Annotated in this window: 24 protein-coding genes and 1 tRNA gene; 20 read left to right on the plus strand and 5 right to left on the minus strand. The window is 72.4% G+C overall.

Annotation, left to right across the window (positions count from 1 at the left end; translation table 11 throughout):
* Nucleotides 1-6 precede the first annotated feature (6 nt).
* The gene (locus ACFOY6_RS02105) at nucleotides 7-1200 is read right to left on the minus strand and encodes an aminotransferase (protein ID WP_379648650.1); all 1194 of its coding nucleotides are present in this window, start codon (nucleotides 1198-1200) and stop codon (nucleotides 7-9) included.
* A gap of 387 nt (nucleotides 1201-1587) precedes the next feature.
* Between ACFOY6_RS02105 and ACFOY6_RS02110 the strand changes: the two genes are divergently transcribed.
* From ACFOY6_RS02110 to ACFOY6_RS02120, 3 genes are all read left to right on the plus strand, one after another.
* Nucleotides 1588-1926 carry a P-II family nitrogen regulator gene (locus tag ACFOY6_RS02110; RefSeq protein ID WP_109517653.1) on the plus strand — a complete coding sequence of 113 codons (339 nt, stop codon included), beginning with the start codon at nucleotides 1588-1590 and terminating at the stop codon, nucleotides 1924-1926.
* Between the two features lie 167 nt (nucleotides 1927-2093).
* Nucleotides 2094-3524, plus strand: a complete 1431-nt coding sequence (gene glnA / locus ACFOY6_RS02115) for a type I glutamate--ammonia ligase (RefSeq protein WP_109517654.1) — start codon at nucleotides 2094-2096, stop codon at nucleotides 3522-3524.
* Nucleotides 3525-3722: 198 nt separating this feature from the next.
* Nucleotides 3723-5012: an NCS2 family permease gene (locus tag ACFOY6_RS02120; RefSeq protein ID WP_379648652.1), complete on the plus strand. Its 1290-nt coding sequence runs from the start codon at nucleotides 3723-3725 to the stop codon at nucleotides 5010-5012.
* 70 nt (nucleotides 5013-5082) lie between these two features.
* Here the strand turns inward: ACFOY6_RS02120 and ACFOY6_RS02125 are convergent, their stop codons facing one another.
* Together ACFOY6_RS02125 and ACFOY6_RS02130 are read right to left on the minus strand one after the other, a co-directional pair.
* Complete coding sequence (locus tag ACFOY6_RS02125) at nucleotides 5083-5616, minus strand: transglycosylase SLT domain-containing protein (protein ID WP_379633944.1); 534 nt, start codon at nucleotides 5614-5616, stop codon at nucleotides 5083-5085.
* Nucleotides 5617-5930: 314 nt separating this feature from the next.
* A complete protein-coding gene (locus ACFOY6_RS02130; protein ID WP_379633946.1) occupies nucleotides 5931-6626 on the minus strand; it encodes a DUF1194 domain-containing protein in 696 nt (231 codons plus the stop codon).
* Between the two features lie 294 nt (nucleotides 6627-6920).
* Between ACFOY6_RS02130 and ACFOY6_RS02135 the strand changes: the two genes are divergently transcribed.
* From ACFOY6_RS02135 to ACFOY6_RS02170, 8 genes are all read left to right on the plus strand, one after another.
* Nucleotides 6921-8525 carry a circularly permuted type 2 ATP-grasp protein gene (locus ACFOY6_RS02135; RefSeq protein ID WP_456316926.1) on the plus strand — a complete coding sequence of 535 codons (1605 nt, stop codon included), beginning with the start codon at nucleotides 6921-6923 and terminating at the stop codon, nucleotides 8523-8525.
* A gap of 3 nt (nucleotides 8526-8528) precedes the next feature.
* On the plus strand, nucleotides 8529-9479 hold the full coding sequence (locus tag ACFOY6_RS02140; protein ID WP_109517658.1) for an alpha-E domain-containing protein: 951 nt from the start codon (nucleotides 8529-8531) through the stop codon (nucleotides 9477-9479).
* Entirely contained in the window at nucleotides 9476-10243 is a 768-nt protein-coding gene (locus tag ACFOY6_RS02145) for a peptidase (RefSeq protein ID WP_379633950.1), read from the plus strand. Before ACFOY6_RS02140 ends, ACFOY6_RS02145 begins: the two co-directional genes overlap by 4 nt.
* A 104-nt stretch (nucleotides 10244-10347) precedes the next feature.
* Nucleotides 10348-11370, plus strand: coding sequence for a glycoside hydrolase family 26 protein (locus ACFOY6_RS02150; RefSeq protein ID WP_379648655.1), 1023 nt, complete (start codon nucleotides 10348-10350; stop codon nucleotides 11368-11370).
* A gap of 60 nt (nucleotides 11371-11430) precedes the next feature.
* Nucleotides 11431-12510, plus strand: a complete 1080-nt coding sequence (locus ACFOY6_RS02155) for a ligase-associated DNA damage response exonuclease (protein WP_379648657.1) — start codon at nucleotides 11431-11433, stop codon at nucleotides 12508-12510.
* Nucleotides 12507-14114: a cisplatin damage response ATP-dependent DNA ligase gene (locus ACFOY6_RS02160; protein WP_379648659.1), complete on the plus strand. Its 1608-nt coding sequence runs from the start codon at nucleotides 12507-12509 to the stop codon at nucleotides 14112-14114. The genes ACFOY6_RS02155 and ACFOY6_RS02160 overlap by 4 nt, the downstream gene beginning before the upstream one ends.
* Nucleotides 14115-14198: 84 nt before the next feature.
* Nucleotides 14199-14372 carry a DUF1328 domain-containing protein gene (locus ACFOY6_RS02165; protein ID WP_109517662.1) on the plus strand — a complete coding sequence of 58 codons (174 nt, stop codon included), beginning with the start codon at nucleotides 14199-14201 and terminating at the stop codon, nucleotides 14370-14372.
* 91 nt (nucleotides 14373-14463) lie between these two features.
* Nucleotides 14464-14539 (plus strand) — tRNA-His (locus ACFOY6_RS02170).
* 122 nt (nucleotides 14540-14661) lie between these two features.
* Here ACFOY6_RS02170 and ACFOY6_RS02175 read toward each other — a convergent pair.
* Nucleotides 14662-15348, minus strand: a complete 687-nt coding sequence (locus ACFOY6_RS02175) for a hypothetical protein (RefSeq protein WP_379648661.1) — start codon at nucleotides 15346-15348, stop codon at nucleotides 14662-14664.
* A gap of 179 nt (nucleotides 15349-15527) precedes the next feature.
* Between ACFOY6_RS02175 and ACFOY6_RS02180 the strand changes: the two genes are divergently transcribed.
* Nucleotides 15528-16334 carry an aspartate dehydrogenase gene (locus ACFOY6_RS02180; RefSeq protein WP_379633957.1) on the plus strand — a complete coding sequence of 269 codons (807 nt, stop codon included), beginning with the start codon at nucleotides 15528-15530 and terminating at the stop codon, nucleotides 16332-16334.
* Here ACFOY6_RS02180 and ACFOY6_RS02185 read toward each other — a convergent pair whose 3' ends face one another.
* A complete protein-coding gene (locus tag ACFOY6_RS02185; protein ID WP_109517664.1) occupies nucleotides 16335-17519 on the minus strand; it encodes a benzoate/H(+) symporter BenE family transporter in 1185 nt (394 codons plus the stop codon).
* Nucleotides 17520-17612: 93 nt separating this feature from the next.
* Here ACFOY6_RS02185 and ACFOY6_RS02190 point away from each other — a divergent pair, with 93 nt between their 5' ends.
* The 8 genes from ACFOY6_RS02190 to ACFOY6_RS02225 all read left to right on the plus strand — a co-directional run bounded on the left by ACFOY6_RS02190 (nucleotide 17613) and on the right by ACFOY6_RS02225 (nucleotide 26017).
* Nucleotides 17613-18302, plus strand: a complete 690-nt coding sequence (locus ACFOY6_RS02190; RefSeq protein WP_109517665.1) for a GntR family transcriptional regulator — start codon at nucleotides 17613-17615, stop codon at nucleotides 18300-18302.
* 120 nt (nucleotides 18303-18422) lie between these two features.
* Nucleotides 18423-20411 (plus strand): PhoX family protein, encoded by a 1989-nt coding sequence (locus ACFOY6_RS02195; RefSeq protein ID WP_379648663.1) that lies wholly within the window; start codon nucleotides 18423-18425, stop codon nucleotides 20409-20411.
* A gap of 92 nt (nucleotides 20412-20503) precedes the next feature.
* Nucleotides 20504-20674: a hypothetical protein gene (locus ACFOY6_RS02200; protein WP_181378170.1), complete on the plus strand. Its 171-nt coding sequence runs from the start codon at nucleotides 20504-20506 to the stop codon at nucleotides 20672-20674.
* On the plus strand, nucleotides 20671-21426 hold the full coding sequence (locus ACFOY6_RS02205) for a hypothetical protein (RefSeq protein WP_379648665.1): 756 nt from the start codon (nucleotides 20671-20673) through the stop codon (nucleotides 21424-21426). Before ACFOY6_RS02200 ends, ACFOY6_RS02205 begins: the two co-directional genes overlap by 4 nt.
* Nucleotides 21423-22508, plus strand: a complete 1086-nt coding sequence (locus ACFOY6_RS02210; protein WP_379648667.1) for a toxic anion resistance protein — start codon at nucleotides 21423-21425, stop codon at nucleotides 22506-22508. The genes ACFOY6_RS02205 and ACFOY6_RS02210 overlap by 4 nt, the downstream gene beginning before the upstream one ends.
* 85 nt (nucleotides 22509-22593) lie before the next feature.
* The gene (locus ACFOY6_RS02215) at nucleotides 22594-23652 is read left to right on the plus strand and encodes an alcohol dehydrogenase (RefSeq protein WP_109517669.1); all 1059 of its coding nucleotides are present in this window, start codon (nucleotides 22594-22596) and stop codon (nucleotides 23650-23652) included.
* A 90-nt stretch (nucleotides 23653-23742) separates the two neighbouring features.
* Entirely contained in the window at nucleotides 23743-25167 is a 1425-nt protein-coding gene (locus tag ACFOY6_RS02220) for a cytochrome P450 (RefSeq protein WP_379648670.1), read from the plus strand.
* The gene (locus ACFOY6_RS02225) at nucleotides 25160-26017 is read left to right on the plus strand and encodes a lysophospholipid acyltransferase family protein (protein ID WP_379648672.1); all 858 of its coding nucleotides are present in this window, start codon (nucleotides 25160-25162) and stop codon (nucleotides 26015-26017) included. Before ACFOY6_RS02220 ends, ACFOY6_RS02225 begins: the two co-directional genes overlap by 8 nt.
* The last annotated feature ends 9 nt before the right edge of the window (nucleotides 26018-26026 follow it).

Genomic DNA, 26026 nt, shown 5'->3' on the forward strand with positions numbered 1-26026 from the left:
GGCCCTTCAGCCGGCGGCGGCGAGGCTGGCCGGGCCGTGCGCCGCCTTCCAGGCGGCGAGGCGGGAGAGCGCCTCCTCCAGCACTTCCACCCGCTTGCAGAAGGCGAAGCGGACGAAGTGCTTCGGCGCGTCCGGCCCCGGATAGAAGGCCGAGACCGGAATGGCCGTCACCTTCGCCACCTCGGTCAGGTGACGGCAGAAGGCAATGTCGTCGCCCGCGAAGCCGAGCGGCGTGAAGTCGGCCGTGACGAAGTAGCTGCCGCGCGCCGGCAGCACGCCGAAGCCGAGCGCCGCCAGCCCCTCGGCCAGCCGGTCCCGCTTGGCCTGCAGGTCGGTGGAGAGGCTCTCGAAATAGGCGTCGTCCTTCGCCAGCCCCACCGCCACGGCGCGCTGCAGGTTGGGCGCGGTGGTGAAGGTGAGGTTCTGGTGTGCCTTGGCCACGTTGGGCGCCAGGCCGCGGTCGGTGGTGATGTAGCCCACCTTCCAGCCGGTGAGGCTGAAGGTCTTGCCGGCCGAGCCGATTCGCATGCAGCGCTCGCGCATGCCGGGGAGCGTCATCAGCGGGATGTGGCGCCAGCCATCGAAGGTGAGGTGCTCATACACCTCGTCGCACACCGCGTAGGTGTCGTGGCGCTGGCACAGATCGGCGATGAAGGTCAGCTCGGCGGCGGTGAACACCTTGCTCGCCGGGTTCATCGGCGAGTTGAGCAGGATCGCCTTGGTCTTCGGGCCGAAGGCGGCGGCCAGCTCGGCGCGCGGCAGCTCCCACTTGGGCGGGCTGAGGCGCACCAGCTTCGGCACCGCGCCCAGCAGCTTCACCACCGGCAGGTAGGTGTCGTAGAGCGGCTCCAGCAGCACCACCTCGTCGCCCGGGTTCAGCACGGCCATCAGGCAGGCGGTCAGCGCCTCGGTGGCGCCGGAGGTGACGATCACCTCCGAATCGGGGTCGATCTCCAGCCCGTAGAAGCGGCGGTTCGCCGCCGCCACGGCACGGCGCAGCTCCGGCAGGCCGGTCAGCGGCGGGTACTGGTTGCGGTTGTCGAGCAGCGCGTCGGCGGCGGCGCGCACCACATCCTCCGGACCCTCGTAGTCCGGGAAGCCCTGGCCGAGATTGATGGCGCCATGCTGCATGGCGAGCGCCGACATGACGGTGAAGACGGTGGTGCCGGTCGCGGAGAGCAGGTCGTTCTGCGGCTTCATGGGCGGAATGCACTGTCCAACAGGGGTCCCGCGCGCGGGGCGGGGACGACGCGGCCCGCTGCTCCAGGGGAAGCCTCCCCCGCGCCCCGGCCCCGGGCGGAGGCGGATAATGGTGGGGCGCGCCGGTGGGTGCAACCATGATGCTGTGCATGGCTGCCACTTCCGCGGGCAGGGTGCCTGCAATGCAGGCGAAGCGTGGCCTGGACCCCGCCAAAAACCCTTCGCACGCCATTGCCGGGCTGGCCTGGGGCGTGCGACACAGCAGGCGAGCCGCCCGCCGCCCAGGTCGGATGATCCGGAGACGGATCAGCCAGCAGCAGGGCGGAAACCCGGGAGGAAGGAAGGACGGACCGCGCACCCCAGCGGGGCGGTCCGTGAACGGAGCCGATGAAGAAGATCGAGGCGATCATCAAGCCCTTCAAGCTCGACGAGGTGAAGGACGCGCTGCACGAGATCGGGCTGCAGGGCCTGACCGTGGTCGAGGCCAAGGGCTTCGGGCGCCAGAAGGGCCACACCGAGCTGTATCGCGGCGCCGAATATGTCGTCGACTTCCTGCCGAAGGTGAAGATCGAGGTGGTCTGCGCCGACGATCTCGCCGAGCGCGCGATCGAGGCCATCCAGGCCGCCGCCCGCACGGGCCGCATCGGCGACGGCAAGATCTTCGTCTCGGATGTCTATGAGGTCATCCGCATCCGCACCGGTGAACGGGGCGAGGACGCGGTCTGACCACGGGGATTCCGCCCTCCGCCGCAGCCTGACCGGCGCGCGGCGGCGGGCGGCGCAGCACTGGCGGGCGCGCGCGTGGCGCGCGCGCCGCCGAACGGGACGGGGGAAGGGCCCCGGCCCGTCTAATACCGACGATGAGTGTCGTTAGGGGAACAGGACCGCACACGATGGCGAAGAAGACCGCAGCGCCCAGCGCCGTCTCCAAGGTCATGGAGATGATCAAGGAGAACAGCGTCGAGTACGTGGATTTCCGGTTCACGGACCCGCGCGGCAAGTGGCAGCACACCGCGCAGCACGTCTCCACCATCGAGGAGGAGATGTTCACCGACGGCATCATGTTCGATGGCTCCTCCATCGCCGGCTGGAAGGCGATCAACGAGTCCGACATGATCCTGATGCCGGACGCCGAGTCCGCCTGCATGGACCCGTTCGCCGCGAAGCCGCAGCTGATCCTGTTCTGCGACATCATCGAGCCCTCGACCGGCCAGGCCTACAGCCGCGACCCGCGCTCGACCGCCAAGAAGGCCGAGGCCTACCTGGCCTCCACCGGCATCGGTGACACCGCCTTCTTCGGCCCCGAGGCCGAGTTCTTCATCTTCGACAACGTGAAGTTCGGCACGGGCGGCAATTACGGCATCTACCAGCTCGAGAGCATCGAGGGCCCCGGCGCCAGCCTGAAGGACTATCCGGAAGGCAACATGGGCCACCGCCCGGGCGTCAAGGGTGGCTACTTCCCGGTGAACCCGGTCGACAGCGAGGTCGACCTGCGCGCCGAGATGCTGTCCACCATGATCGAGATGGGCGTCGCCGGCGAGAAGCACCACCATGAGGTGGCGCAGTCGCAGCACGAGCTGGGCACCAAGTTCGGTCCGCTGGTGATGCAGGCCGATCACATGCAGATCTACAAGTATGTGATCCACAACGTCGCCCACAGCTACGGCAAGTCCGCGACGTTCATGCCGAAGCCGATCTACGGCGACAACGGCTCGGGCATGCACGTGCACCAGTCGATCTGGAAGGCCGGCAAGCCGCTCTTCGCGGGCAATGGCTATGCCGACCTGTCCGACTACGCGCTGTGGTACATCGGCGGCATCATCAAGCATGCCAAGTCGCTGAACGCCTTCACCAACCCCAGCACGAACTCGTACAAGCGCCTGATCCCGGGCTTCGAGGCCCCCGTGCTGCTGGCCTACTCGGCCCGCAACCGCTCCGCCTCCTGCCGCATCCCGTATGCGACGAACCCGAAGGCCAAGCGCGTCGAGGTCCGCTTCCCCGACCCGACGGCGAACCCCTACCTGGCCTTCGCCGCCATGCTGATGGCCGGCCTCGACGGCATCAAGAACAAGATCCATCCGGGCGAAGCCATGGACAAGGATCTGTACGACCTGCCGCCCGAGGAGCTGAAGGGCATCCCGACGGTGTGCGGCTCGCTGCGCGAGGCGCTGGAGTCCCTCGCCGCCGACCACGAGTACCTGCTCGCCGGCGACGTGTTCTCCAAGGACCAGATCGAGAGCTACATCGAGCTGAAGTGGCAGGATGTGTATCGCTTCGAGCACACCCCGCACCCGGTCGAGTTCGAGATGTACTACTCCGTCTGATTTTTCCGTCGGCTGCCGGCCAGGGTGGGGAGGGGAGAGATCCCGCTCCGCCCTGGTGCGGGTGGCGATGGGGTCAGCCGAAGGGCCGGCGGGGCTTTGCTCCGCCGGCCCTTCGCGTATCCGGGCGGCGGCAATTGTGAAGGCCCTGTGACCACCGGTAGGATGCTGCATCACAGCATCACGCGGAGCACCCCCGCCTTGGAACGTTTCTTCGAGCTGGCCGAGCGCGGCACCACACCGCGCCGGGAGATGATGGCCGGCCTCGCCACCTTTCTCACCATGGCCTACATCGTCGTCGTCAACCCCGGCATGATGGCGGCCGCCGGCATCGACCATGGCGCCGCCTTCGTCGCCACCTGCCTCGCCGCCGCCATCGGCTCGGCGCTGATGGGGCTGCTGGCCAACTACCCCGTGGCGCTGGCGCCGGGCATGGGGCTGAACGCCTATTTCGCCTTCGCCGTGGTGGGGGGCATGGGCATCTCCTGGCAGGTGGCGCTGGGGGCGGTGTTCATCTCCGGCCTCATCTTCTTCGCCGTCTCCGTCACCGGCTTCCGCGAATGGCTGATCAACGCCATCCCGCTCTCCCTCAAGCTCGGCATCGCCGCCGGCATCGGCTTCTTTCTCGGGCTGATCGGGCTGCGCGGCATGGGGCTGGTGGTGGACAACCCGGCCACGCTGGTGGGCCTCGGCTCCTTCCGCGAGCCGGCCACGCTGCTCTCCTGCCTGGGCTTCATCCTCATCGCCGGGCTGGTGGCGCGCGGCGTCACCGGTGGCATCGTCATCGGCATCCTGGCCACGGCGCTGCTCGGCATCCCCTTCGGGCTGACGACGTTCCAGGGCGTCTTCGCCATGCCGCCCTCGCTGGCGCCCACCTTCCTGCAGATGGACCTGGCCGGCGCGCTGGGCCTCGGCCTGGTCGGCATCGTCTTCACCTTCTTCCTGGTGGACCTGCTCGACAATGCCGGCACGCTGATCGCCACCACCCACCGCGCCGGGCTGATGAACAAGGATGGCTCCGTGCCGCGCCTCGGCCGCGCGCTGATGGCCGATTCCGGCGGCGCCATGATCGGCGCGGCGCTCGGCACCTCCACCACGGTGAGCTACATCGAGAGTGCCGCCGGCGTGCAGGCGGGCGGCCGCACCGGCCTCACCGCGCTCACCGTCGCCGGGCTGTTCCTGCTGACGCTGTTCCTGGCGCCGCTCGCCACCTCCATCCCGGCCTTCGCCACGGCGCCGGCGCTGGTGCTGGTGGCCTGCCTGATGGCCCAGAGCCTGCGCGACATCGCCTGGGACGACACCACGGAATACCTGCCCGCCATCGTCACGGCGCTGGCCATGCCCTTCACCTTCTCGATCGCCACCGGCATCGGCCTCGGCTTCATCGCCTATGCGCTGGTGAAGGTGGTGGCGGGGCGCGCCGGCCAGGTGGGAGGCGCGGTGTGGGTCATCGCCGCCGCCTCGGCGCTGAAGTTCTGGCTGCAGAGCTGAGGCCGCGGGGCCATCTCCCGTTGCGCGGGAGATGGCCCCGGACGGTGCCGCCCGGCGCCCGCGCGGCCGTTCAGTCGCTGGCTTCGGCCAGCTCCAGATGCGCCTGGGCGTCGCGGCGCAGGCGGGCCGTCTGGGTCTTGCCGCAGGCCGGGTTGCCCAGGATGCGGTGGCCGGGCCGCACCACCTGCAGCTTCGCCTCGACACGGCAGACCAGCTTCTCGGCGTTGGGGCCGCCGCCATTCCAGCGCCGCAGGGCATCCGCCCAGTTGCCGGAATTGTTGTAGTGCCGGCGCAGATAGCCCGCCGCCCAATCCGCCGAGCGCGCGGCATCCAGCGGCCAGTCCTGCCCGGCGCTGGCATGCACCCGGGTGTTGACCTGCAGGCAGCCCGCCATCACGGACTGGCTGGCCTTGGCGCCGGCCAGGATGGCCCGCGCCTCGGACCGGCTCTCCGGGTAATAGGCGCGGCCGCCGACGCTCAGCGCATGGGCATGCAGCCCCGATTCCGCCAGCGCGATGGCCACCAGCAGGCCTTCCGGCAGGTCGTGCTTCTTCTCCGCGGTCCGGGCGGCGGCAAGGCAGGCCGAACGGGGCCCGGACGCCATGGCCGGCGTGGACAGCAGGGCGGGAGCTCCCAGCAGGAAGGCTCCCAGGATGAGCCCCGGCCACCGTCTTGGTGGTGCTTTTCGGGGTCTTGCGTGGGCGCCCCTGGGGCGGGGCGATGAGGCGCTCCGTGCCTGCTGGCACGGGAACGCCGCGGGGCGTGGGCGGTGCGGGGGCACCACCCTGCGGGTCGCGGACGTCATGGAAACTTCGCTAGCACGGACCGGTGAACGATCCCAACAAAAAAAGCCGTCGCGATTCGCGCTAAGGCCTTGCCTCGCAAGGGTTAAATTAACTTTTGTTCCGAATCTGAAATTCAGGCGATCTCGCGCACCAGCTTGGCGCGCAGGGCCCGGGCGAAGTCCTCCCGCCCCGAGGCGGCCATCACGAAGGCCCCGGGGCCGCCGATCACGGTCCGCGCATAGGTCTCCTCGAGCCCCGGCCGGCCCTCCAGGATGGCCAGCGCGTTGATGGTGATGCCGGCCGCCACGGCCGCGTCGCGCGCCTCGGGGGCGGGGCGGTGGCCGCGCATGTCCGGCGCGTCGCCCGAGAGGTCGATCACCGCCCGCGTCGCCTCGAAGGGGCAGGCGCCGATCAGCGCGGCCGCGTGGTCCAGCGCGTCGCCGATGGCGTTCCAGCTCTGGCGGGAGCGCGGCGCGTCGCGAAAGGCCCGGGCCAGGGCGGCGGCGCCGGCGGCGTCGGCCACGGCGTGCCAGGGCACCACCGTCTCCGCGCCGCCGGGCGCGCCCCATTCCACCATCGCCACCGCGATCCGCCCCAGCATGGCGCCGCGGATCGCCGCCAGCACGGCCGGGTGCGTCACCGCTTCGGCGCAGCCCTCGCGCTGCAGGCGGAAATCCGCCGCATCGATGCTGCCGGAGGCATCCACCGCCAGCACCAGCGCCATGTCCACAGGCGTGTCCGAGGCGGGCTGGGCAAGGGCGGGGGCGGGGCCCTGGGGCGCGACGGCGCCAAGGGCGGCAGGCAAGGCGAGGAGATGGCGGCGTCGCATCCGGTCGCTCCCTGTGACGGACCCATTCTCGGGCCGGCCCGGCAGCCTCCGGCGCCGGGCCGGCCGCGGTCAAGGCCGGACCGCCCGGGGTGCGGGCAGCGGATGCCGCCGGCTTGGGCAACCCCGCGTGATCGGCGGCCCCGGCAGCGTCATCTTCACCGTAAGCCGGCTTGCGCAGCAGGCCGGGGCCTTGCTCAATTGACGCGGGCGTTGTTCCTCGTGTGGAACCTTGCGGGGGCAGGACCCTTCACGCAGGAGCAATGCCGCGCAACCAGTGAGGACGCCGGAACCACCGTGGCCGATCGCCCTGCCTCCGCCTTCGACGAGATGCACGCCAATGGCGTCATCCGCCCCCCCTATGCCGAAATGGCCCGCTTCCTGGAAGCCACGGGACAGGACGCGCTCGACCAGAAGCGGCGCGAGGCGGAGGTTCTGTTCCGCCGCATCGGCGTCACCTTCGCCGTCTACACCGAGGGCGGCGACCCGGAGCGGCTGATCCCCTTCGACGTCATCCCCCGCATTCTCTCGCGTGAGGAGTGGGAGCGCCTCTCGAAGGGGCTGGAGCAGCGGGTGCGGGCGCTCAACGCCTTCCTGGCCGACGTGTACGGGCCGCAGGAGATCATCAAGGCCGGGCGCATCCCGGCCGAGCTGGTGCGCGAGAATGAGGGCTTCCTGCCGCAGATGGTGGGCTTCACCCCGCCGGGCGGGGTCTACACCGTCATCTCCGGCATCGACCTGGTGCGCACCGGGCCGGACGAGTTCTATGTGCTGGAGGACAATTGCCGCACGCCCTCCGGCGTCTCCTACATGCTGGAGAACCGGGAGGCGATGCTGCGCCTGTTCCCGGACGTGTTCACCCGCCACCGCATCGCCCCCGTCAGCCACTACCCCGAGGAGCTGCTGGAGACGCTGAAGAGCCTGGCGCCGCCGGGCTGCGATGGCGGGCCGAAGGTGGTGGTGCTGACCCCCGGCCCCTACAACAGCGCCTATTACGAGCATTCCTTCCTGGCCGACGAGATGGGCGTCGAGCTGGTGGAGGGCGCCGATCTCTTCGTGCGCGACAGGGTGGTGTACATGCGCACCACCGCCGGCCCGCAGCGCGTCGACGTCATCTACCGCCGCATCGACGACGAGTACCTCGACCCGGAGGCGTTCCGCCCCGACAGCGCGCTCGGCGTGCCCGGGCTGATGGCGGCCTACCGCGCCGGCAATGTGGCGCTGGCCAACGCGCCCGGCGCTGGCATCGCCGATGACAAGGCGGTCTACCCCTACGTGCCGGAGATGGTGCGCTTCTACCTCAACGAGGAGCCGATCCTCTCCAACGTGCCCACCTTCATGTGCGAGCGCGAATCGGACCGGGACTATGTGCTGGCCAATCTCGACAAGCTGGTGGTGAAGCTGGCGCGCGGCTCGGGCGGCTACGGCATGCTCGTCGGGCCGCACGCGACGGAGGAGCAGCGCGCCGACTTCGCCGCCCGCATCCGCGCCCGCCCCGGCGACTACATCGCCCAGCCGACCCTCGCCCTTTCCACCGTGCCGACCCTGTGCGACAGCGGCATCGCGCCGCGCCATGTCGACCTGCGGCCCTTCGTGCTGTTCGGCCGCACCATCCGCATCGTGCCGGGCGGGCTGACGCGCGTGGCGCTGCGCGAGGGCTCGCTGGTGGTCAATTCGAGCCAGGGCGGAGGCACCAAGGACACCTGGGTGCTGGACGATGCACCCCCCGCCCAAGGCCAGAGCCAGTCGGCCGCCGGCATGCGCCAGACGATGGGCGGCATGAGCCAGGGCATGGGCGGCATGACGCAGATCATGGGCGACATGAGCCAGAGCCTCGGCATGCCCGCGCCCGACCCAACCCCGGCGGCGCCCGCCAACGACACCCCCCGGGGAGACCGCTGAGCAATGCTCTCCCGCACCGCCGACAGCCTGTTCTGGCTCGGGCGCTATTCCGAGCGCGCCGGCAATGTGGCGCGCGGCCTGGCCGCGACGCTGCGCATGGCGCTGCTCGCCGACCCGCTGAGCGCCGCCGACGAGGAATGGCGCGCGCTGATGATCGCCACCGGCTGCGAGCCCGCCTTCCGCACCCGGCACGAGGTGCTGGCGCAGGAGGCCGCCATCCAGTGGCTGACGCTCGACGCGGAGAACCCGGCCGGCATCGCCGCCTGCGTGGAAGCCGCGCGGCGCAACGCGCGCACCGTGCGCACCGCGCTCACCGTCGACATGTGGGAGGCGATCAACGACACCTGGATCGAGTTCCGCCGCCTCGATTCCAGCGCCATCAAGGGCGACCGGCTGCCTGGCTTCCTCGACTGGGTGAAGTCCCGCACCCTGCTGTTCAACGGCGCCGCGGCCGACACCATGCTGCGCGACGACGCCTGGCGCTTCTGCCATCTCGGCACCGTGCTGGAGCGGGCCGACAACACGGCGCGGCTGCTCGACGTGCGCCACGCCGCCTTCGAACCCGGCGCTGCGGCGGATGCGGCGAACTACGCGCAGTGGCAGGCGGTGCTGCGCTCCGTCTCGGCGCTGCGCGCCTTCCAGCACGTCTATCATGCGCGCCTCGACCCGACCCAGGTGGCGGAGCTGCTGATCCTGCGGCCCGAGCTGCCGCGCTCGCTGCTCGCCTGCTACCGCCGCGTGGAGCAGACACTGGACTCGATCGCGACGGCCAATGGCGGCGCGCGCGGCGAGTGCCACCGCCTGGCCGGGGCCATGCATGCCAAGCTGCGCTACGGCCGCATCGACGGGCTGCTGGCCGGCGGGCTGCACGAATTCCTCACCGGCGTGATCGACCAGAACATCACGCTCGGCCAGGAGATCGGCCGCCTCTACCTGAACGGGCGGCAGCCGTGACCTACTGCGTCGGTCTCTGGCTGCGCGAGGGGCTGGTGATGCTGGCCGACACCCGCACCAATGCGGGCGTCGACCACATCTCGACCTTCTCCAAGATGTACACCGCCACCGCGCCGGGCGAGCGGATGCTGTGCCTGATGGCGGCCGGCAACCTGGCCATCACCCAGGCGGTGTGGAACCACCTGAGCGAGGGCGTGATGCTGGAGGAGGAGCGGCACACGCTGTTCTCCGTGCCCAGCATGTTCCGCGCGGCGCAGCTCGTCGGCGCCGCCATCCGCTCGGTCTATGAGACGGACGGCCCCATGCTGAAGGCGCAGGGGGTGGGGTTCGACGTCTCCATCATGCTGGGCGGGCAGATCGCCGGCGGGCCGGTGCGGCTGTATCTCGTCTACGCCGCGGGCAATTTCATTGAGGCGACGCCGGACACGCCCTTCCTGCAGATCGGCGAGCATAAATATGGCAAGCCGATCCTCGACCGCGCGCTGCGGCACGAGACCAGCCTGGAGGACGGCATCAAGCTCACCCTCGTCAGCATGGACAGCACGCTGCGCTCCAACCTGACGGTGGGGATGCCGCTGGACCTGCTGGTCTATGAGGCCGACACTTACGCGGTGCGCCTGCAGCGGCGCATCACCGAGGAGGAGCCGTATTTCCGCGGCCTGCGGGAGAGCTGGTCCGAGGCGCTGCGCGAAGCCTACCGGCGCATGCCGGCGCCGGACTGGGCGGCTCCCATCGGCCCGGCGGGCGGGGCAGGGGCGGGCTGAACAGGCCGACAGCGCCCAACACATCCGCGCCAGGAGGCTTTACCGGGCCTCCTCGCATACCGATCAATCCCGCCATGATGCGATGCGGAAAGAACGGAGGCACCATGCGGCAGCAGGCGAAGCGGATGCAGGCCGGAGACGGGCGCCCCGCCCTGGATGGCACGCGGTGGCAGCGCGGCCCCTGGCGGCGCTGGCTGCGGCCGGCGCTGGCCCTGCCGCTGCTGGCCGGGCTGGCCGCCACGCCCGCCTGGGCGCCCATGGCCCAGGCGGCGCCGCTCGGCGTCTATGGCGCCAACGACGCGAAGCTGGTGCGGGAATTCGAGGACTGGCTGGGCTGCAAGGTCGAGCACCTGATGATCTTCACCGGGCAGCGCACCTGGGAGGAGATCGGCAAGCCGCAATGGTTCATCCAGCAATTCGCGAGTTATGACCTGCCGGCGCTGTGGTCCGTCGCCATGATCCCGAAGAACTCCAGCCTGCGCGAGGCGGCCAGCGGCCGCTACAACCGCTACTACACGGATGCGGCGCGCGAGCTGGCGCGCACCAAGCCCTTCCCGGACGGCACCATCCGCATCCGCCTTGGCTGGGAGATGAATGGCGACTGGTTCCCCTGGGCGGCGCAGGGCAAGGAGGCGGATTTCGTCGCCACCTTCCGCCACATCGTCAATTCCTTCCGCGCCGTGTCGGACAGGTTCCGCTTCGAGTGGAACATCAACTACGGCGAGACGATGGACCCGGCGAAGGCCTATCCGGGCGATGCGTATGTCGACATCATCGGCATGGATTTCTACTGGAAGAAGCAGTACCTGCCCTCCGACCCGGTGCGCGCCTTCGAGGCGATCCGCGACAACCGCTACGGCCTGCGCTACATCGAGGACTTCGCGAAGCGCCGCGGCAAGCCCACGGCCTATTCGGAGTGGGGCGTGCAGGGCGACAATGCCGGCCCCTTCATCCAGCGCTTCCGCGAGTGGGTGAGCCAGCACAACGTGCTCTACACCAACTACTGGAACCACGACGCCGACTATGCCGGGAAGATCTCCGGCAACACCTGGCCGAGGACCGGCGCCGCCTTCCGCCAGGCCTTCTGCGCCCCCGGCGCCAGCGCCCGCACCGTGCCGCCCCGCTGACGGCGAGGCCCCGCGCGCGCTCTTGTGCAGCCGGGGGCGCCGCCCAGGTGTTGCAGCAGCATGCCCCCGCCGCACCCCGACACCTGGATCCGCGTCACCCCGCAGGGCCTCTACTGCGAGCCGGGTGACTTCTTCATCGACCCGATGGCCGGCGCGCCACGCGCCATCATCAGCCACGGCCATTCCGACCACGCCCGGCCCGACCACGGCGCCGTGCTGGCCACGCCGGAGACGCTGGCCATCATGACCGCCCGCCTCGGCGAGGGGCGGGCCGGGCGCAGCCAGCAGGCGCTGGCCTATCACGCGCCCATCACGGTGGGGGGCGTGCGGGTCACGCTGGTGCCGGCCGGGCATGTGCTGGGCTCGGCGCAGGTGGTGCTGGAATGGCAGGGCAGCCGCATCGTCGTCTCGGGCGACTACAAGCGACAGCCCGACCCCACCTGCGCCCCCTTCGAGCCGGTGCCCTGCGACGTGTTCGTCACCGAGGCCACCTTCGCCCTGCCGGTGTTCCGCCACCCGCCCGCCGCGCAGGAGGTGCGCCGGCTGCTGGAGAGCGTGGCGCTGTTCCCGGAGCGGGCGCATCTCGTCGGCTGCTACGCGCTGGGCAAGTGCCAGCGGCTGATCGCGCTGCTGCGCGAGGCGGGATGGCAGCGGCCGATCTACCTGCATGGCGCGCAGCAATCCATGTGCGCGCTGTATGAGCGCTTCGGCATCCCGATGGGCGAGCTGCGCCCCTTGCCGCGCCCCGAGAAGCGTGGCGCCACCGTGCTGGCCGGCGAGCTGGTGCTGGCGCCGCCCTCGGCCGAGGCCAACCCCTGGGCCCGCCGCCTGGCCGACCCGGTGACGGCGGTGGCCTCGGGCTGGATGCGGGTGCGGCAGCGCGCCAAGGCGCGCGGCGTCGAGCTGCCGCTGATCGTCAGCGACCATGTGGACTGGGACGATCTGCTGGCCAGCATCGCCGAGGTGGGCGCCCCCGAGGTCTGGGTGACGCATGGCCGGGAGGAGGCGCTGATCCACGCCCTGGCCGGGCGCGGCGTGCGCGGCCGCGCCCTGCACCTGCTGGGCCGCGAGGAGGAGGAGAGCGGCGAGGCGGCACTCGACCTGGCCAGCGCAGCCGTTGGCGCGGAGGACGCCGCATGAGCCTGCCCGCCTTCGCCGAACTGCTGGAGCGGCTGCTCTTCACCCCCGGACGCAACGCCAAGCTCGCCTTGCTGAAGCGGTGGTTCGCCACCCAGCCGGACCCGGACCGCGGCGTGGCGCTGGCCGCCATTGCCGGCGAGCTGCGCTTCTCCACCGCCAAGCCCTCCCTGGTGCGGGAGCTGGTGGCGACGCGGGTGGACCCGGTGCTGCTGGCCTGGAGCCACGACTATGTGGGTGACCTGGCCGAGACGGTGGCGCTGATCTGGCCCGAGCCGGAGTCCCGCCCCAACCGCCCGCCGCCCGATCTCTCCGAAGTGGTGGAGACGCTGGAGCTGCTGCCGAAATCCGAGGTGCCGGTGCGCATGGCCGAATGGCTGGACGTGCTGGACGCCGGCGGGCGCCTCGCGCTGATCAAGCTGGTCACGGGCGGGCTGCGCGTCGGCGCCTCCGCGCGGCTGGCGCGGCAGGCGCTGGCGGACTGGTCCGGCCACCCCGTCGAGGAGGTGGAGGAGGTGTGGCACGGCGTGCCGCCGCCCTACCTGCCGTTGTTCCGCTGGCTGGAGGGGAAGGGGCCGCGCCCCGACCCGCGCGACGCGCCCGTCTTCCGCTCGCCCATGCTGGCGCAGCCGCTGGAGGCGCCGGACATCGCGGCGCTGGACCACGCCGCCTTCCGCGCCGAGTGGAAATGGGACGGGGTGCGGGTGCAGGCCGCCGCCGGCCCGGGCGGGCGGCGCCTGTGGTCGCGCACCGGCGAGGACATGTCCGCCGCCTTCCCCGAGGTGGTGGAGGCGATGGGCTTCCACGCCGTGGTCGATGGCGAGCTGCTGGTGATGCGCGAGGGCGGCGTGGTGGCGCCCTTCGCCGACCTGCAGCAGCGGCTGAACCGCAAGGTGGTGGGCCCGAAGCTGCTGCGCGACCACCCGACCGGGCTGCGCCTCTACGACCTGCTGTTCGAGAATGGCGAGGATCTCCGCCCGCTGCCCTACGACACGCGGCGCGAACGGCTGGAAGCCTGGTTCGCCCGCGTGAGGCCGGAGCGGATGGACCTCTCGCCGCAGATCGCCTTCGCCTCGCTGGAGCAGCTCACCGGGCTGCGGGAGGGCGCCCGCGCCGCCGGCATCGAGGGGCTGATGCTCAAGCGCGGCGACGCCCCCTATGTGGCGGGCCGGCCGAAAGGGCTGTGGTGGAAGTGGAAGCGCGCGCCGCTCTCGATCGACGCGGTGCTGATGTATGCCCAGCGCGGCCACGGCAAGCGCAGCAGCACCTACAGCGACTACACCTTCGGCCTGTGGCGGCCGGACGGGCAGGGGGGCGAGGAGCTGGTGCCGGTGGGCAAGGCCTATTCCGGCTACACCGACCAGGAGCTGGTCTGGCTGGACCGTTGGATTCGCAACCACACCCTCTCGCGCTTCGGCCCGGTGCGGGAGGTGGAGAAGGAGCTGGTGCTGGAGATCGTGTTCGACGCGGCGCAGCGCTCGGGGCGGCACAAATCCGGCGTGGCGCTGCGCTTCCCGCGAATCGCCCGGCTGCGCGCCGACAAGCCGGCGGCCGAGGCGGACCGGCTGGAAACCCTGATGGCAATGCTGGAGGAAGGGCGCGAATAAAGCCGCGCTCCGGCTGGAAACCGCGCTCTGGCCAGGGCGTTGCGCCTGGGCAACCCGCAGCCGTGCGGGCGAGAGGAGGCCGCAATGCTGAAATGGGCGCTGATCTTCCTGGTGATCTCCATCATCGCGGGTGCGCTGGGGCTGACGGGTGTCTCGGCGGTGACGGGGCGTATCGCCAAGATCCTGTTCGCCGTGTTCCTCGCGCTGTTCGTCATCGTGCTGGTTCTGGCGTTGCTGGCGGGCGAGGCGATCTTCTGATTCACCCCGCGCGCGGCCTGTTGACGGCGGCGCCGCGCCGGATTAATTCCCCCTCCACCACGGCGCCGGATGGCGCCGCGGCGTGAGTATGGCGGCCTTAGCTCAGTTGGTAGAGCGCCACGTTGTGGTCGTGGATGTCACGGGTTCGAGTCCCGTAGGTCGCCCCACGCCTCCCTCCCCGAAGTGCCTTTTCCATCGATCCTGCGCGTGCGGTGCCACGGGCGCGCATGGCTGTGGCGCGCCTGCCGGAATGGCCGGAGGAAATGCCCTTCCCTCCGGCCTTGCCTTCTCAGGCACTCAGCCGCCGCGTCAGCAGCGTGTAGCCATCCTGCCGCTCGATCTGCGCGAGCGCGGCGGCCAGGCGCGGCAGTTCCTCCGGCGGGCAGTTGCCGGCGAGGGCGGCCGCGTCCCCCCCCAGCCGAAGCCGCCGGGCGGCGCGCAGGGCGCGTGGCTCGGCAAAGGGGTAGAGCTCGGTCCAGAGGAGCTGCATGTCCTGGCAGAAGCTGTCCACCGCCGCCTTGCCCAGCCCGGGCATCTTGCGCAGCAGGCGGCGCAGCGCGGCCACCTGGCCGTTGGCGGCCAGGCGCAAGGCATCGGGCGTGCCCTCCCAGCATTCGGCCAGATGCGCCGCCATGGCGTGCAGGCGGCGGGACAGCGGCGCGGCATGGCCCTTGTAGCCGGCCTCGCGCAGCAGGGATTCCAGGGAGCCGGCCGGCTGCGCCCCCAGGGCGCCGGCGCTGCGCCAGCCGCGCAGGCGCAGCGCCTCCATGGCGCGCAGCGCGCTGGACGGGGCGCCGGGCGTGGTGCGCAGCATGGCGGCGCAGAGGCCCAGGAAGGCGGAACCCTCCTCCGGCATGTCCTGGGACATTTGCGGCAGGGGGCGCCCGAGATCCAGCACCACAGGAATCACGCGCTCCGGCGTACGCAACAGGGAAGCCCCCGCCTGCGTCGGCGGGGAGAGAACGGTCTGGCTCATCGAGTCATGCCCGGTTCCAGGACGGCATGGGGATGCCGGCGGTGGCGGGAAGAACAATCCCCACAATTTCGTGAGGCCGCTCCGGTGAAGGCCGCGATTTAGTCTTTCTCCCCTCTCGCGCAAGACCCCAGCTACAAAATCGCCCGGATGGGGCGACGGGGTGATGAAAAGGGCACAGCATGCGGAACATGACGGTGGCGGTGGCGGGGCTTGGCGCCATCGGGCTGGAACTGGCGCGGCGCCTCGATGCGGGCGCCGACGGGCTGCGGCTGGTGGCCGTCTCGGCGCGGGACAAGGCGAAGGCCGAGGCGGCGCTGGCCGGCTTCCGCGCGCCGCCGCCGCTGCGCCCGCTGGCCGCCCTGGCGGAGGCGGACATCGTGGTGGAAGCCATGCCCGCCGCCGCCTTCGACGCGGTGGCGGAGCCGGCGGTGGCGGCGGGGCGCATCTTCGTGCCGGCCAGCGTCGGCGCGCTGCTGGCGCGTCCGGGGCTGATCGAGGCCGCGCGGGCCAGCGGCGCCCGCATCCTGGTGCCGACCGGCGCGCTGCTGGGGCTGGATGCGGTGCGCGCCGCCGCCGAGGGCCCGGTGGAGAGCGTGACGCTGGAGACGCGCAAGCCGCCCGCCGGGCTGGCCGGCGCCCCCTACCTGCGCGAGCACGGCCTCGGGCTGGAAGGGCTCACGGCCCCGACGCGCATCTTCGCCGGCAATGCGCTGGAGGCGGCGCGCGGCTTTCCGGCCAATGTGAACGTGGCCGCCGCCCTGGCGCTGGCCGGCATCGGGCCGGAGCGCACGCGGGTGGAGATCTGGGCCGACCCGACCAGCACCCGCAACACCCACACCATCCGCGTCGAGGCCGAGGCGGCACGCTTCAGCATGACGATCGAGGGCGTGCCGAGCGTGGCCAACCCGCGCACCGGGCGGCTCACGCCGCTCTCCATCTTGGCGGCGCTGCGCGGGCTGGTGGCGACGCTGAAGGTGGGAAGCTGATCAGCGGCGGCTGCGCTCCAGCAGCAGCAGCGCACCGCCCGCCAGCAGCCCCCAGAAGGCGGCGCCGATGCCGAGCAGGGACAGGCCCGAGGCGGCGGTGACGAAGGTGAGGATGGCGGGGATGCGCTCCGCCTCCTTCGCCAGGGCGGAATGCAGCGCCCCGGCCAGCGCGCCCAGCAGCGCCAGCCCCGCCACCGCCTGGATCAGCAGCGGCGGCGAGGCGGTGATGAAGGCCACCGCGAAGCCCGCCCCCAGCCCCAGCACAACATAGGCCGCGCCGCCGGCCACGGCGGCCACCCAGCGGCGCGCCGGGTCGGGGTGCGCGTCGCGCCCGGCGCAGAGGGCGGCGGTGATGGCGGCGAGGTTGAGCGAATGCGCACCGAGGGGCGCGATCAGCGCGCTGGCGAGGCCGGTGGCGGTGAAGATCGGCCCCGGCGCCGGCCGGTAGCCATTGGCGCTCAGCACCGCGAGGCCCGGCACGTTCTGCGAGGCCATCGTCACCAGGAACAGCGGCAGCGCGATGCCGATGGCGGCGCCGGCGGTGAAGCGCGGCGCCACCCATTCTAGCCGCGGCAGGATGTCGGCCAGCGCTTCCTGCGGCAGCGGCGTGGCGAGCAGGATGACCGCCGCCGCCACCGCCACCGCGACGGGCACGGCGTAGAGCCGGGCGAAGCGCCAGGCCAGCGCCCAGGCCAGCACCACCGGCAGCGCCAGCAGCGGCATGGCGCCCACCGCGCGCACCGGCGCTAGGCAGATGTCCAGCAGCACGCCCGCCAGCATGGCATTGGCGAGGCTGGGCGGGATGGCCGCCACCGCCCGGCCGAAGGGCTTCCACAGCCCCGCCAGCACGATCAGCAGCGCCGCCAGCAGGAAGGCGCCGACGGCGACGGGAAAGCCGCCCTCCGGCATGCCGGTGGCCACCAGCAGCGCCGCGCCGGGGGTGGACCAGGCGGTGATGATGGGCATGCGCCAGCGCCAGCTCAGCAGCGCCGCCAGCGGCCCCTGCATCACGCAGAGCGCCAGCAGGCCGGAGGCCGCCTGGGCGGGGGTGGCGCCCACCGCCGCGAAGCCCTGCAGCACCACGGCGAAGGAACTGGCGAAGCCCACCACCGCCGCCAGCACCCCCGCCACCACGGGCTGAAGAAGTCCCGCCCGGGCTGCCGCCCCCTGCCTCGTCTCGGCCATGCCCGTCGGGCCTCCCCTCGATGCCGCTGGAAAGAGGCGGGCAGGGTAGCGTAAGATTGGATCCAATCAACGGATGGATATTGGATCTGCCGCATGGCTGACCCTGCCTCGCCGCTGGACGCGCTGGCGCCGGCCCTGGAAGGGCGCTGGCGCACCGCCACCGAATTCGTCGAGGCGGTGCTGAAGGCGGCGATCCTCGATGGCAGCCTGCCCGGCGGCACCCCGCTGCGGCAGGAGGAACTGGCCGAGCGCTTCGGCGTCAGCCGCATGCCGGTGCGCGAGGCGCTGCGGCAACTGGAGGCGCAGGCGCTGGTGGACATGGTGCCGCACCGGGGCGCCGTGGTGACGGAGATCTCCGCCGCCGACGCCGCCGACACCTACGCCATCCGCCGCGCGCTGGAGCCGGCGGCGCTGCGCCTGTCCATCCCGCGCCTCACCCCGGCGCAGCTGGGCGCGGCGGAGGCGCTGATCCTGGCCATGGATTCGGAGACGGAGGCGGGGCGGATGGGGCTGCTGAACCGCCGCTTCCACATGGCGCTCTACGCCGCCGCCGGGCATCCGCGCCTGCTGGCGCTGACCGAGGCGCAACTCGCCGCCTTCGACCGCTACCTGCGCTTCCACCTCGCCGCGCATGGGCGGGAGCACCTCTCCCAGCAGGACCATCGCGCCATGCTGGCGGCCGCCCGCGCGCAGGACATTCCCGGCGCCGTGGCGGTGCTGGAGGCGCATCTGGACCGCGCGGCCGAGGCCATCGCGCGCTTCTTCGCCGCGCGCGGCGGGTGAGGGGGGCCGGCCATCATCGAAGCTTCATCGAATCGTCATCAGCGTGACGCGGCCCGTGGCTTCCTTGCCGGCCGACCGGCCCGCTCCCCTGGCGTGGCCCCATGCTCCGGGACAGACACCATGCCTGACACCCATTCGCCTGCCCATGACCGGGTGGAACTCGAGGATATCGGCAGCAACCCGCACCCCGAGGAGACGATCGGCACGCTGATCGCCCGCCGCCTGTCGCGCCGCGCGGCGCTGCGCGGGCTGCTCGGCGGCGCGGCGGCGATGAGCTTCGCCGACCAGCTGCTCGCCTCCGCAAGCCCGGCGGCGGCCCAGACGGCGCCCGGCGCGGCGGCCGTGGCCGGTCCCTCCAGCCTCACCTTCCCGGAGATCGCCCACCAGCTGGCGCCGCGCGACGCGGTGGCCGAGAGCTACGAGATCCAGACCGTGATCCGCTGGGGCGACCCGGTGCTGCCCGACGCGCCGGCCTTCGACCCGCAGCGCCAGAGCGCCGCGGCGCAGGCGGCGCAGTTCGGCTACAACAACGACTACGTCGATTTCTTCCCGCTGCCGCGCGGCAGCCGTAACGCCACGCATGGCCTGCTGGCGGTGAACCACGAATACACCGACCCGCAGCTGATGTTCCCCGGCCTGCCCGAGGAAGGCCCCGCCAAGGCCAACCCCTCCCGCGAGCAGGCGCTGACCGAGATGGCGGCGCACGGCATGTCGGTGGTGGAGATCCGGCGCGAGAACGGGCGCTGGGCGCCCGTGCAGGCGGGCCGGATGAACCGCCGCATCACCGCCGAGACGCCGATGCGCATCAGCGGCCCCGCCGCCGGCCACCCGCGCATGCGGACCAGCGCCGACCCCAGCGGGCGGGAGGTGCTCGGCACGCTGAACAACTGCGCCGGCGGCAACACGCCCTGGGGCACGGTCATCACCTGCGAGGAGAACTTCAACCAGTATTTCGGCGGTGCCGCCGCCACCACGGGCGACCAGGCCGCCGCCTACAAGCGCTACGGCATCGTCGAGAAGGCCGGCTATGGCTGGGGCCAGCACGTGGCGCGCTTCGACCTCGGCCAGGAGCCGAACGAGCCGAACCGCTTCGGCTGGGTGGTGGAGTTCGACCCCTACGACCCGCAGAGCGTGCCGGTGAAGCGCACCGCCCTCGGCCGCTTCAAGCATGAGGGCTGCACCCACGCCATCTCCGCCGATGGCCGCGTGGTGTTCTACTCGGGCGACGACGAGCGGTTCGACTACATCTACAAGTTCGTCACCGCCCGCCCCTGGAACCCCAACGACCCGGCGGCCAACCGCGACCTGCTGGACGAGGGCACGCTCTACGTGGCGCGCCTGCATGATGACGGCCGCATGGAGTGGCTGCCGCTGGTGCACGGCCAGGGCCCGCTGACCGAGGCCAACGGCTTCGCCAGCCAGGGCGACGTGCTGATCGAGACCCGCCGCGCCGCCGACCTGCTGAAGGCGACGCCGATGGACCGCCCCGAGGATGTGCAGGCCAACCCGGTGAACGGGCGCGTCTACGCCATGCTCACCAACAACACCCGCCGCAAGCCGGAGCAGGTGGACAAGGCCAACCCGCGCCCGACCAACGCGCATGGCCATGTCATCGAGATGATCCCGCCCGGCGCCGGCACGGAGAAGGTGGACCACGCCGCGACGGAAGGCCGCTGGGAGATCTTCCTGATCGCCGGCCGCCCCGGCGTCGATGCCGGGGCGCAGTACCACCAGGGCACCAGCGCCGAGGGCTGGCTCTCCTGCCCGGACAACTGCACCTTCGACAGCAAGGGCCGCATCTGGATCTCGACCGACGGCGCCCCCGGCACCTCGAAGGTGGCGGACGGCCTCTACGCCGCCGACACCGCCGGCCCCGGCCGCGGCCTGACCCGCCTGTTCTATCAGGCGCCGACCGGCGCCGAGGTGTGCGGCCCCTGCTTCACGCCGGATGACGAGACGGTGTTCCTGGCCATCCAGCACCCGGGCGACGACAAGGGCAGCCACTTCGCCGAGCCCTCCACCCGCTGGCCGGATTTCGACGCCGCGACGCCGCCGCGCCCGTCCATCATCGCCATCACCCGCAAGGGTGGCGGCGTGGTCGGCGCCTGAGGCTGGCACCTGAGCAAAAAGCGGGGCGGCGGCATGATGCCGCCCCGCTCGCGCTGCTTGATTGCGCGGCCCGCCAGGGCAATCTGAGCGGCATGACACCCGCATCCCCCCTCCGGCCCGGCCCCGCCCCCGCGCAGGACCGGCTGGCCCTCACCGGGCGCGACGCGCTACGCCGCGCCGGCGGTTTCGCGCTGCTCGGCTGCTCGCTGTGGCTGGTGGCGGTGCTGGCCTTCTTCCGCTCGGTCATCGGGCTGTTCTCGTGAGCGGCCGTCTCCCGCCCTGGCGCGCGCGGCTGGAGCGCAGCGACGGCATCGCCCATCTCGGCCAGCAGCTGCGCCGGCTGCGCGGCACGGTGCTGGTGCTGCTGGCCCTGCCGCTGGCGCCGACGCTGCTGATCGCGCTGCTCTCCGGCGCGCAGCGGCCGCTGCTCGGCGTGCTGCTGGGCATGGGCCTGCTCTGGCTGGCCATCCGCCGGCTGCGGCGCGGCCGGGTGCGGCAGGCCTCGGCGCTGGCGGGCGTCGCCACCGGGCTGGTGGCCGGCCTCGCCGGCGCGGTGCCGCCGCTCGGCGCGGTGGTGTTCGGCGCCATGGCCTTCTTCGGCACGCGCTTGCTGTATGAGGACAGCGTCCCGCCCGAGCCGGAGCCCGTGCCGCCGCCGGCGCCCGGCCCGCTGGATGCGGTGCGGGTGCGCCTGGCCACCTTGTCCGGCGCCGATCCCCGCCTCGCTCCCGCGCTGGAGGGGCTGCGCGCCCTGGCCGCCGAGCTGGAGCGCCGCCCCGAGCACACCGGCGAGGCGCGCCGCTTCCTCAATTTGCAGCTCGACGGGCTGGAGCGAATCGACCGCAGCCTGGCGCAGGGCGCGGCGCCGCCGCCCGGCCTGCCGCTGCTGATCGGCGACATGGCGCGCGGCAGCCTGTCCTTGCGCGACCGGCTGCGCGCCGAGGAGACCGAGGCGCTGGAGATCCAGGTGAAGGTGCTGGCCGACCGCCTGCGCCAGGAGGGCTACGCATCATGAGCGGCACGACGACCGAGACCCGCGGGAGCCAGGCCGAGCGCCCGGTGGCGCCGCAGCGCGTGGCGGCGCTGGCCGCCGAGATCGACCTGCGCGACCCCTCCACCATCCTGCGCTTCGGCGCGGAGGCGCAGAACCGCGCCACGGCGGCGGCGGACGCCATGCTGGGCGCCGCCCGCAACCAGGCGACGGGCGAGGCGGGGGAGGCGCTCTCCGGCCTGCTCGCCACGCTGCGCGGCTTCGACGTGACCCAGGCCGGCGAGAAGCCCGGCCTGCTCGGCCGGCTGTTCAACCGCGGCCGGGCGGAGGCCACCGCCATCATCCAGCGCTACGAGGGCGTGCGCGGCCAGATCGAGGCGGCGGGCGACCGGCTGGACGGCCACCGCACCCGGCTGCTCGAGGATGTGGAGCGGCTGGAGCGGCTCTACGGCGCCACGCTGGAATGGTTCCACGCGCTGGCCGAGCATATCGCCGCCGGCGAGGCGGTGCTGGCCCGCACCGACGCCGAGATCATCCCCGCCGCCGAGCGCGAGGCGAACGACGCCGCCCAGCCGCTGGCGCCGCAGCGCCTGCGCGACCTGCGCGCGGCGCGCGACGAGCTGGACCGCCGCGTGCACGACCTGCGCCTGACCCGGCAGGTGGCCATGCAGTCGCTGCCTGGCATGCGGCTGATCCAGGAGAACGACAAGGCACTGGCTGCCAAGATTCATTCCGTGCTGGCCAACACCGTGCCGCTCTGGCGCACCCAGCTGGCCCAGGCGCTGGCCATCCGCAACATGCGCGAGGCCAGCGGCGCCGTGCGCGCCGCCACCGACCTGACCAACCGCCTGCTCACCGCCAATGCCGAGACGCTGCGCCAGGGCAATGCCGAGGCGCGCACCGAGCTGGAGCGCGGGGTGTTCGACCTCGACGCCGTGCAGCGGGCCAATGCCGCGCTGGTGGCGACGCTGGAGGACAGCCTGCGCATCGCCGAGGAGGGCCGCGCCGCCCGCCGGCACGCGACGGTGGAGCTGGCCAAGGCGGAGGCCGAGATCCGCCGCGCGCTGACCGCGCGGGGCCCGGGCGGCGCCGCGCCGGGGCGCTGAACGCGGGCTTGTTCAGCCGGGGCCTTGACCGGCCCGCCGCCAGGGTTTCCCATTCCCCCGTCCAAGAATTGTGGGAGTGAACCCGATGCGTGGCTGGGCCGTGGTGAAGTGCGGTGAACCGCTGGAGGACATGGAGTTCCCGACGCCGGAGCCGACCGGCGAGGAAGTGCTGCTGGAGGTGACGCATAGCGGCGTCTGCCATTCCGACCTGCACATCTGGGAGGGCGGCTACGACCTCGGCAGCCGCGGGCGCCTGTCGCTGACCGACCGGGGCGTGGTGCTGCCGCTGATCATGGGCCACGAGATCGTCGGCCGCGTGGTCAAGCTCGGGCCGGAGGCCAAGGGCGTGAAGGTGGGGGACACCCGCATCGTCTTCCCCTGGCTCGGCTGCGGCAAGTGCGAGCGCTGCCAGGCGGGCGAGGACAATATGTGCCAGGTGGCGGCGCGCAGCCTCGGCGTCTACCAGAATGGCGGCTATGCCAGCCATGTGGTGGCGCGCAGCCCGCGCCACCTCGTCGCCTTCGACGGGCTCGACCCCTCGGTCGCCGCCACCTACGCCTGCTCCGGCATCACGGTCTATTCCGCCATCCGCAAGGTGATGCCGATGCCGGCCGAGAAGGCCATCGTCGTCGTCGGCGCCGGCGGGCTCGGGCTGAACGCGGTGGAGGTGCTCAAGGCGCTCGGCCACAAGAACATCGTGGTGGTCGACATCTCGGAGGAGAAGCTGGAGGGCGCGCGCAAGGCCGGCGCCACCGCCACCGTGCAGGCGGGCGGCGACGACACGACGAAGCGCCTCGTCGAGGCGGCCGGCGGCCCGGTGGATGCGGTGATCGACCTGGTGAACGGCACCGCCACCGCCCGCTTCGCCTTCGACGCGCTGGCCAAGGGCGGCAAGCTGATCCAGGTCGGGCTGTTCGGCGGCGAACTGAACCTGCCGCTGCCGCTGATGGCCACCCGCGCGCTGACCGTGCGCGGCAGCTATGTCGGCAACCCGCAGGAGCTACGCGAGGTGGTGGAGCTGGCGCAGCAGGGCAAGCTCTCGCCCCTGCCGGTCAGCACCGAGCCGCGCTCGGCGGTGAACAGCGTGCTGAACCGCCTGAAGGACGGCAAGGTGCATGGCCGCGTGGTGCTGACCGCCGCCTGAGGCGGCCCCGGCGCCATGCGCCGGGCGGGGCTGCGTGACCAGCCCCGCCCGGTTGCGCTATGCTGCGGCACCGAAACCTGGGCGTGCCGCATGACCCTCTCCCACGCCGAGCCGGCCGGTCTTTCCCCTCTCGCGGGGGAGGAGGCGCCGGCCTTCGTGCCGCCCTATCCGCCACGGCCGCGCCGGCTGCCGCCGCTGCGCGAGCTGCTGCGCTCGCTGCGCCGCTCCTTCCTCGACTTCTGGCCGCAGTCCTGCTTCGAGCGGGAGATCCTGCGCCGCCGCGTGCTGATGCGCGACATCATCATCTGCAACAGCCCCGCCACCGTGCAGGAGGCCTTCGTCGACCAGGCCCCCGCCTTCGAGCGGAAGTCGCCGCAGATGCGCCACGCGCTGCGCCCGCTGCTGGGCGACGGGCTGTTCATCAGCGACGGCGCGCTGTGGAAGGAGCGCCGCCGGGTGGTGGCGCCGGTGACGCATGTCTCGCGCCTCGCCGCCCTGACGCCCCCCATCACCGAGGCCGCCGCCGAGCGGGCCGAGGCCTGGGCGCGGTGCGACCCGGCCGAGCCGGTCGACATGCTGGCCGAGATGGGCCACCTGACGGCCGAGATCATCTGCCGCACCATCTTCGGCCGGCAGCTCGGCGGTGGTGCCGCGGCCACCGTGGTCAGCGCCTTCGCCGAATACCAGCGCGCCGTCGGGCAGACCGACCTGATCTCGCTGCTCGGCCTGCCGGACTGGATGCCGCGCTGGCAGCCCCGCCGCGCCCGCCGCGCCGGGCAGCGCATCCAGGCGGTGCTGGACGGGCTGATCGGGCATGTCCTCTCCGGCCGCGCCGGCGACGAGGCCAGCCTGATCCGCTCGATGGCCGAGGGCATCAACCCCGCCACCGGCCGCCCGATGGAGCGCGAGGCCTTCCGCAACGAGGCCGCCGTGCTGTTCATGGCCGGGCACGAGACCACGGCCAACACCCTGGCCTGGGCCTGGTACCTGCTCAGCCAGTCGCCGGCCGTGCTGGCCCGCCTGCAGGCGGAGGCCGACGCGCTGCCCGGCCCCGCCCGCTACGCCGACATGGAGCGGCTGCGCTACACCCGCGCCGTGGTGGAGGAGACGCTGCGCCTCTACCCGCCCGTGCCGCTGCTGGCGCGGGAGGCGGTGGCGGCGGGCGAGATCGGCGGCCAGCCGGTGCGCAAGGGTTCGCTCGTCATCGCCGTGCCCTGGCTGCTGCACCGGCACCGCAAGCTGTGGCACGAGCCGGACGCCTTCCGCCCCGAGCGCTTCCTGCCCGGGGGGGAGGCCGCGGCCAAGCCGCGCTACACCTGGATTCCCTTCGCTATCGGGCCGCGCGTCTGCACCGGCGCGGCCTTCGGCCTCACCGAGGCGGTGCTGTGCCTGGCCACCCTGGCGCGCGGCGTGACGCCGCGGCTGGTGCCGGGCACGGTGGTCTATCCCGTCTGCCGGCTGACGCTGCGTCCGGGCGAGACGCTGCCCATGCACCTGCTGCCCCGCCATGTCTGAGCCTACCCTCAAGGTGCGTCTGGACAGCGCCAAGGATCGCGCCCTGCACGGCCTCATGCGGATGCTGCCGGTGCCGCTCTGCTCGGCGATGGGGGCGGGTCTGGCGCGCTTCGCCATCCCGCTGCGGCACAAGGGGAAGCTCGCCCGCACCGAGGCCGCGCTCGCCGCGCTGCGGCCGGAGCTTGGCCCTGACGCGCGCCGCGCCCTGGCGCTGGACAATCTCGGCCAGGTGGCGCGCTGCCTGGCCGAGTTCTCGGCACTCAGCCGCCTGTGGGCGGAGGGGCGCATCCTGGTGGAGGGGGCGGAGAACCTGCCGCCGGGGCGCGTGATCGTGGGCGGGCTGCACCTGGGGAACTGGGAGGTGATCGGCGCCGCGCTGTGCGGGATGGGGCGGGGGCTCGACGCCATCTACCAGCCGCCCGCCAGCCCGGCGAAGCACGCCATCGCCGTGCGGGCCCGCACCGATTACGGGGCGCGGCTGATCCCGCCCAGCACCAGCGCGGCGCGTGAGGCGCTGCGGCGGGTGCAGGCGGGGCGCGCGCCCTTCCTGATCTATCTCGACGAGTACAAGGGCGGCCGGGTGAACGCCCCCGCCCTGGGCCGGCCCCTGCCCACCGGCGGCAACATCGCCACCGCCCTGCGGCTGGCGGCGAAGACCGGCGCGGCCCTGGTGCCGGCCTATGCGCTGCGCGAGCCGGGGCCGCGCTTCCGGCTGCGCTTCCTGCCGCCCGTGCCGGTCAGCGGCGCGCTGGAGGCCGACATCGCCGCGCTGGAGGCGGTGATCGACCCCATCGTGCGGGCCCATCTGGAGCAGTGGTTCATGCTGCACGTGTTCCGGCCCGACCGGTAGGGGCCGGCG

Origin of the sequence: Teichococcus aestuarii, assembly GCF_042651065.1 — a bacterium.
GTDB classification, from domain to species: domain Bacteria; phylum Pseudomonadota; class Alphaproteobacteria; order Acetobacterales; family Acetobacteraceae; genus Pseudoroseomonas; species Pseudoroseomonas aestuarii.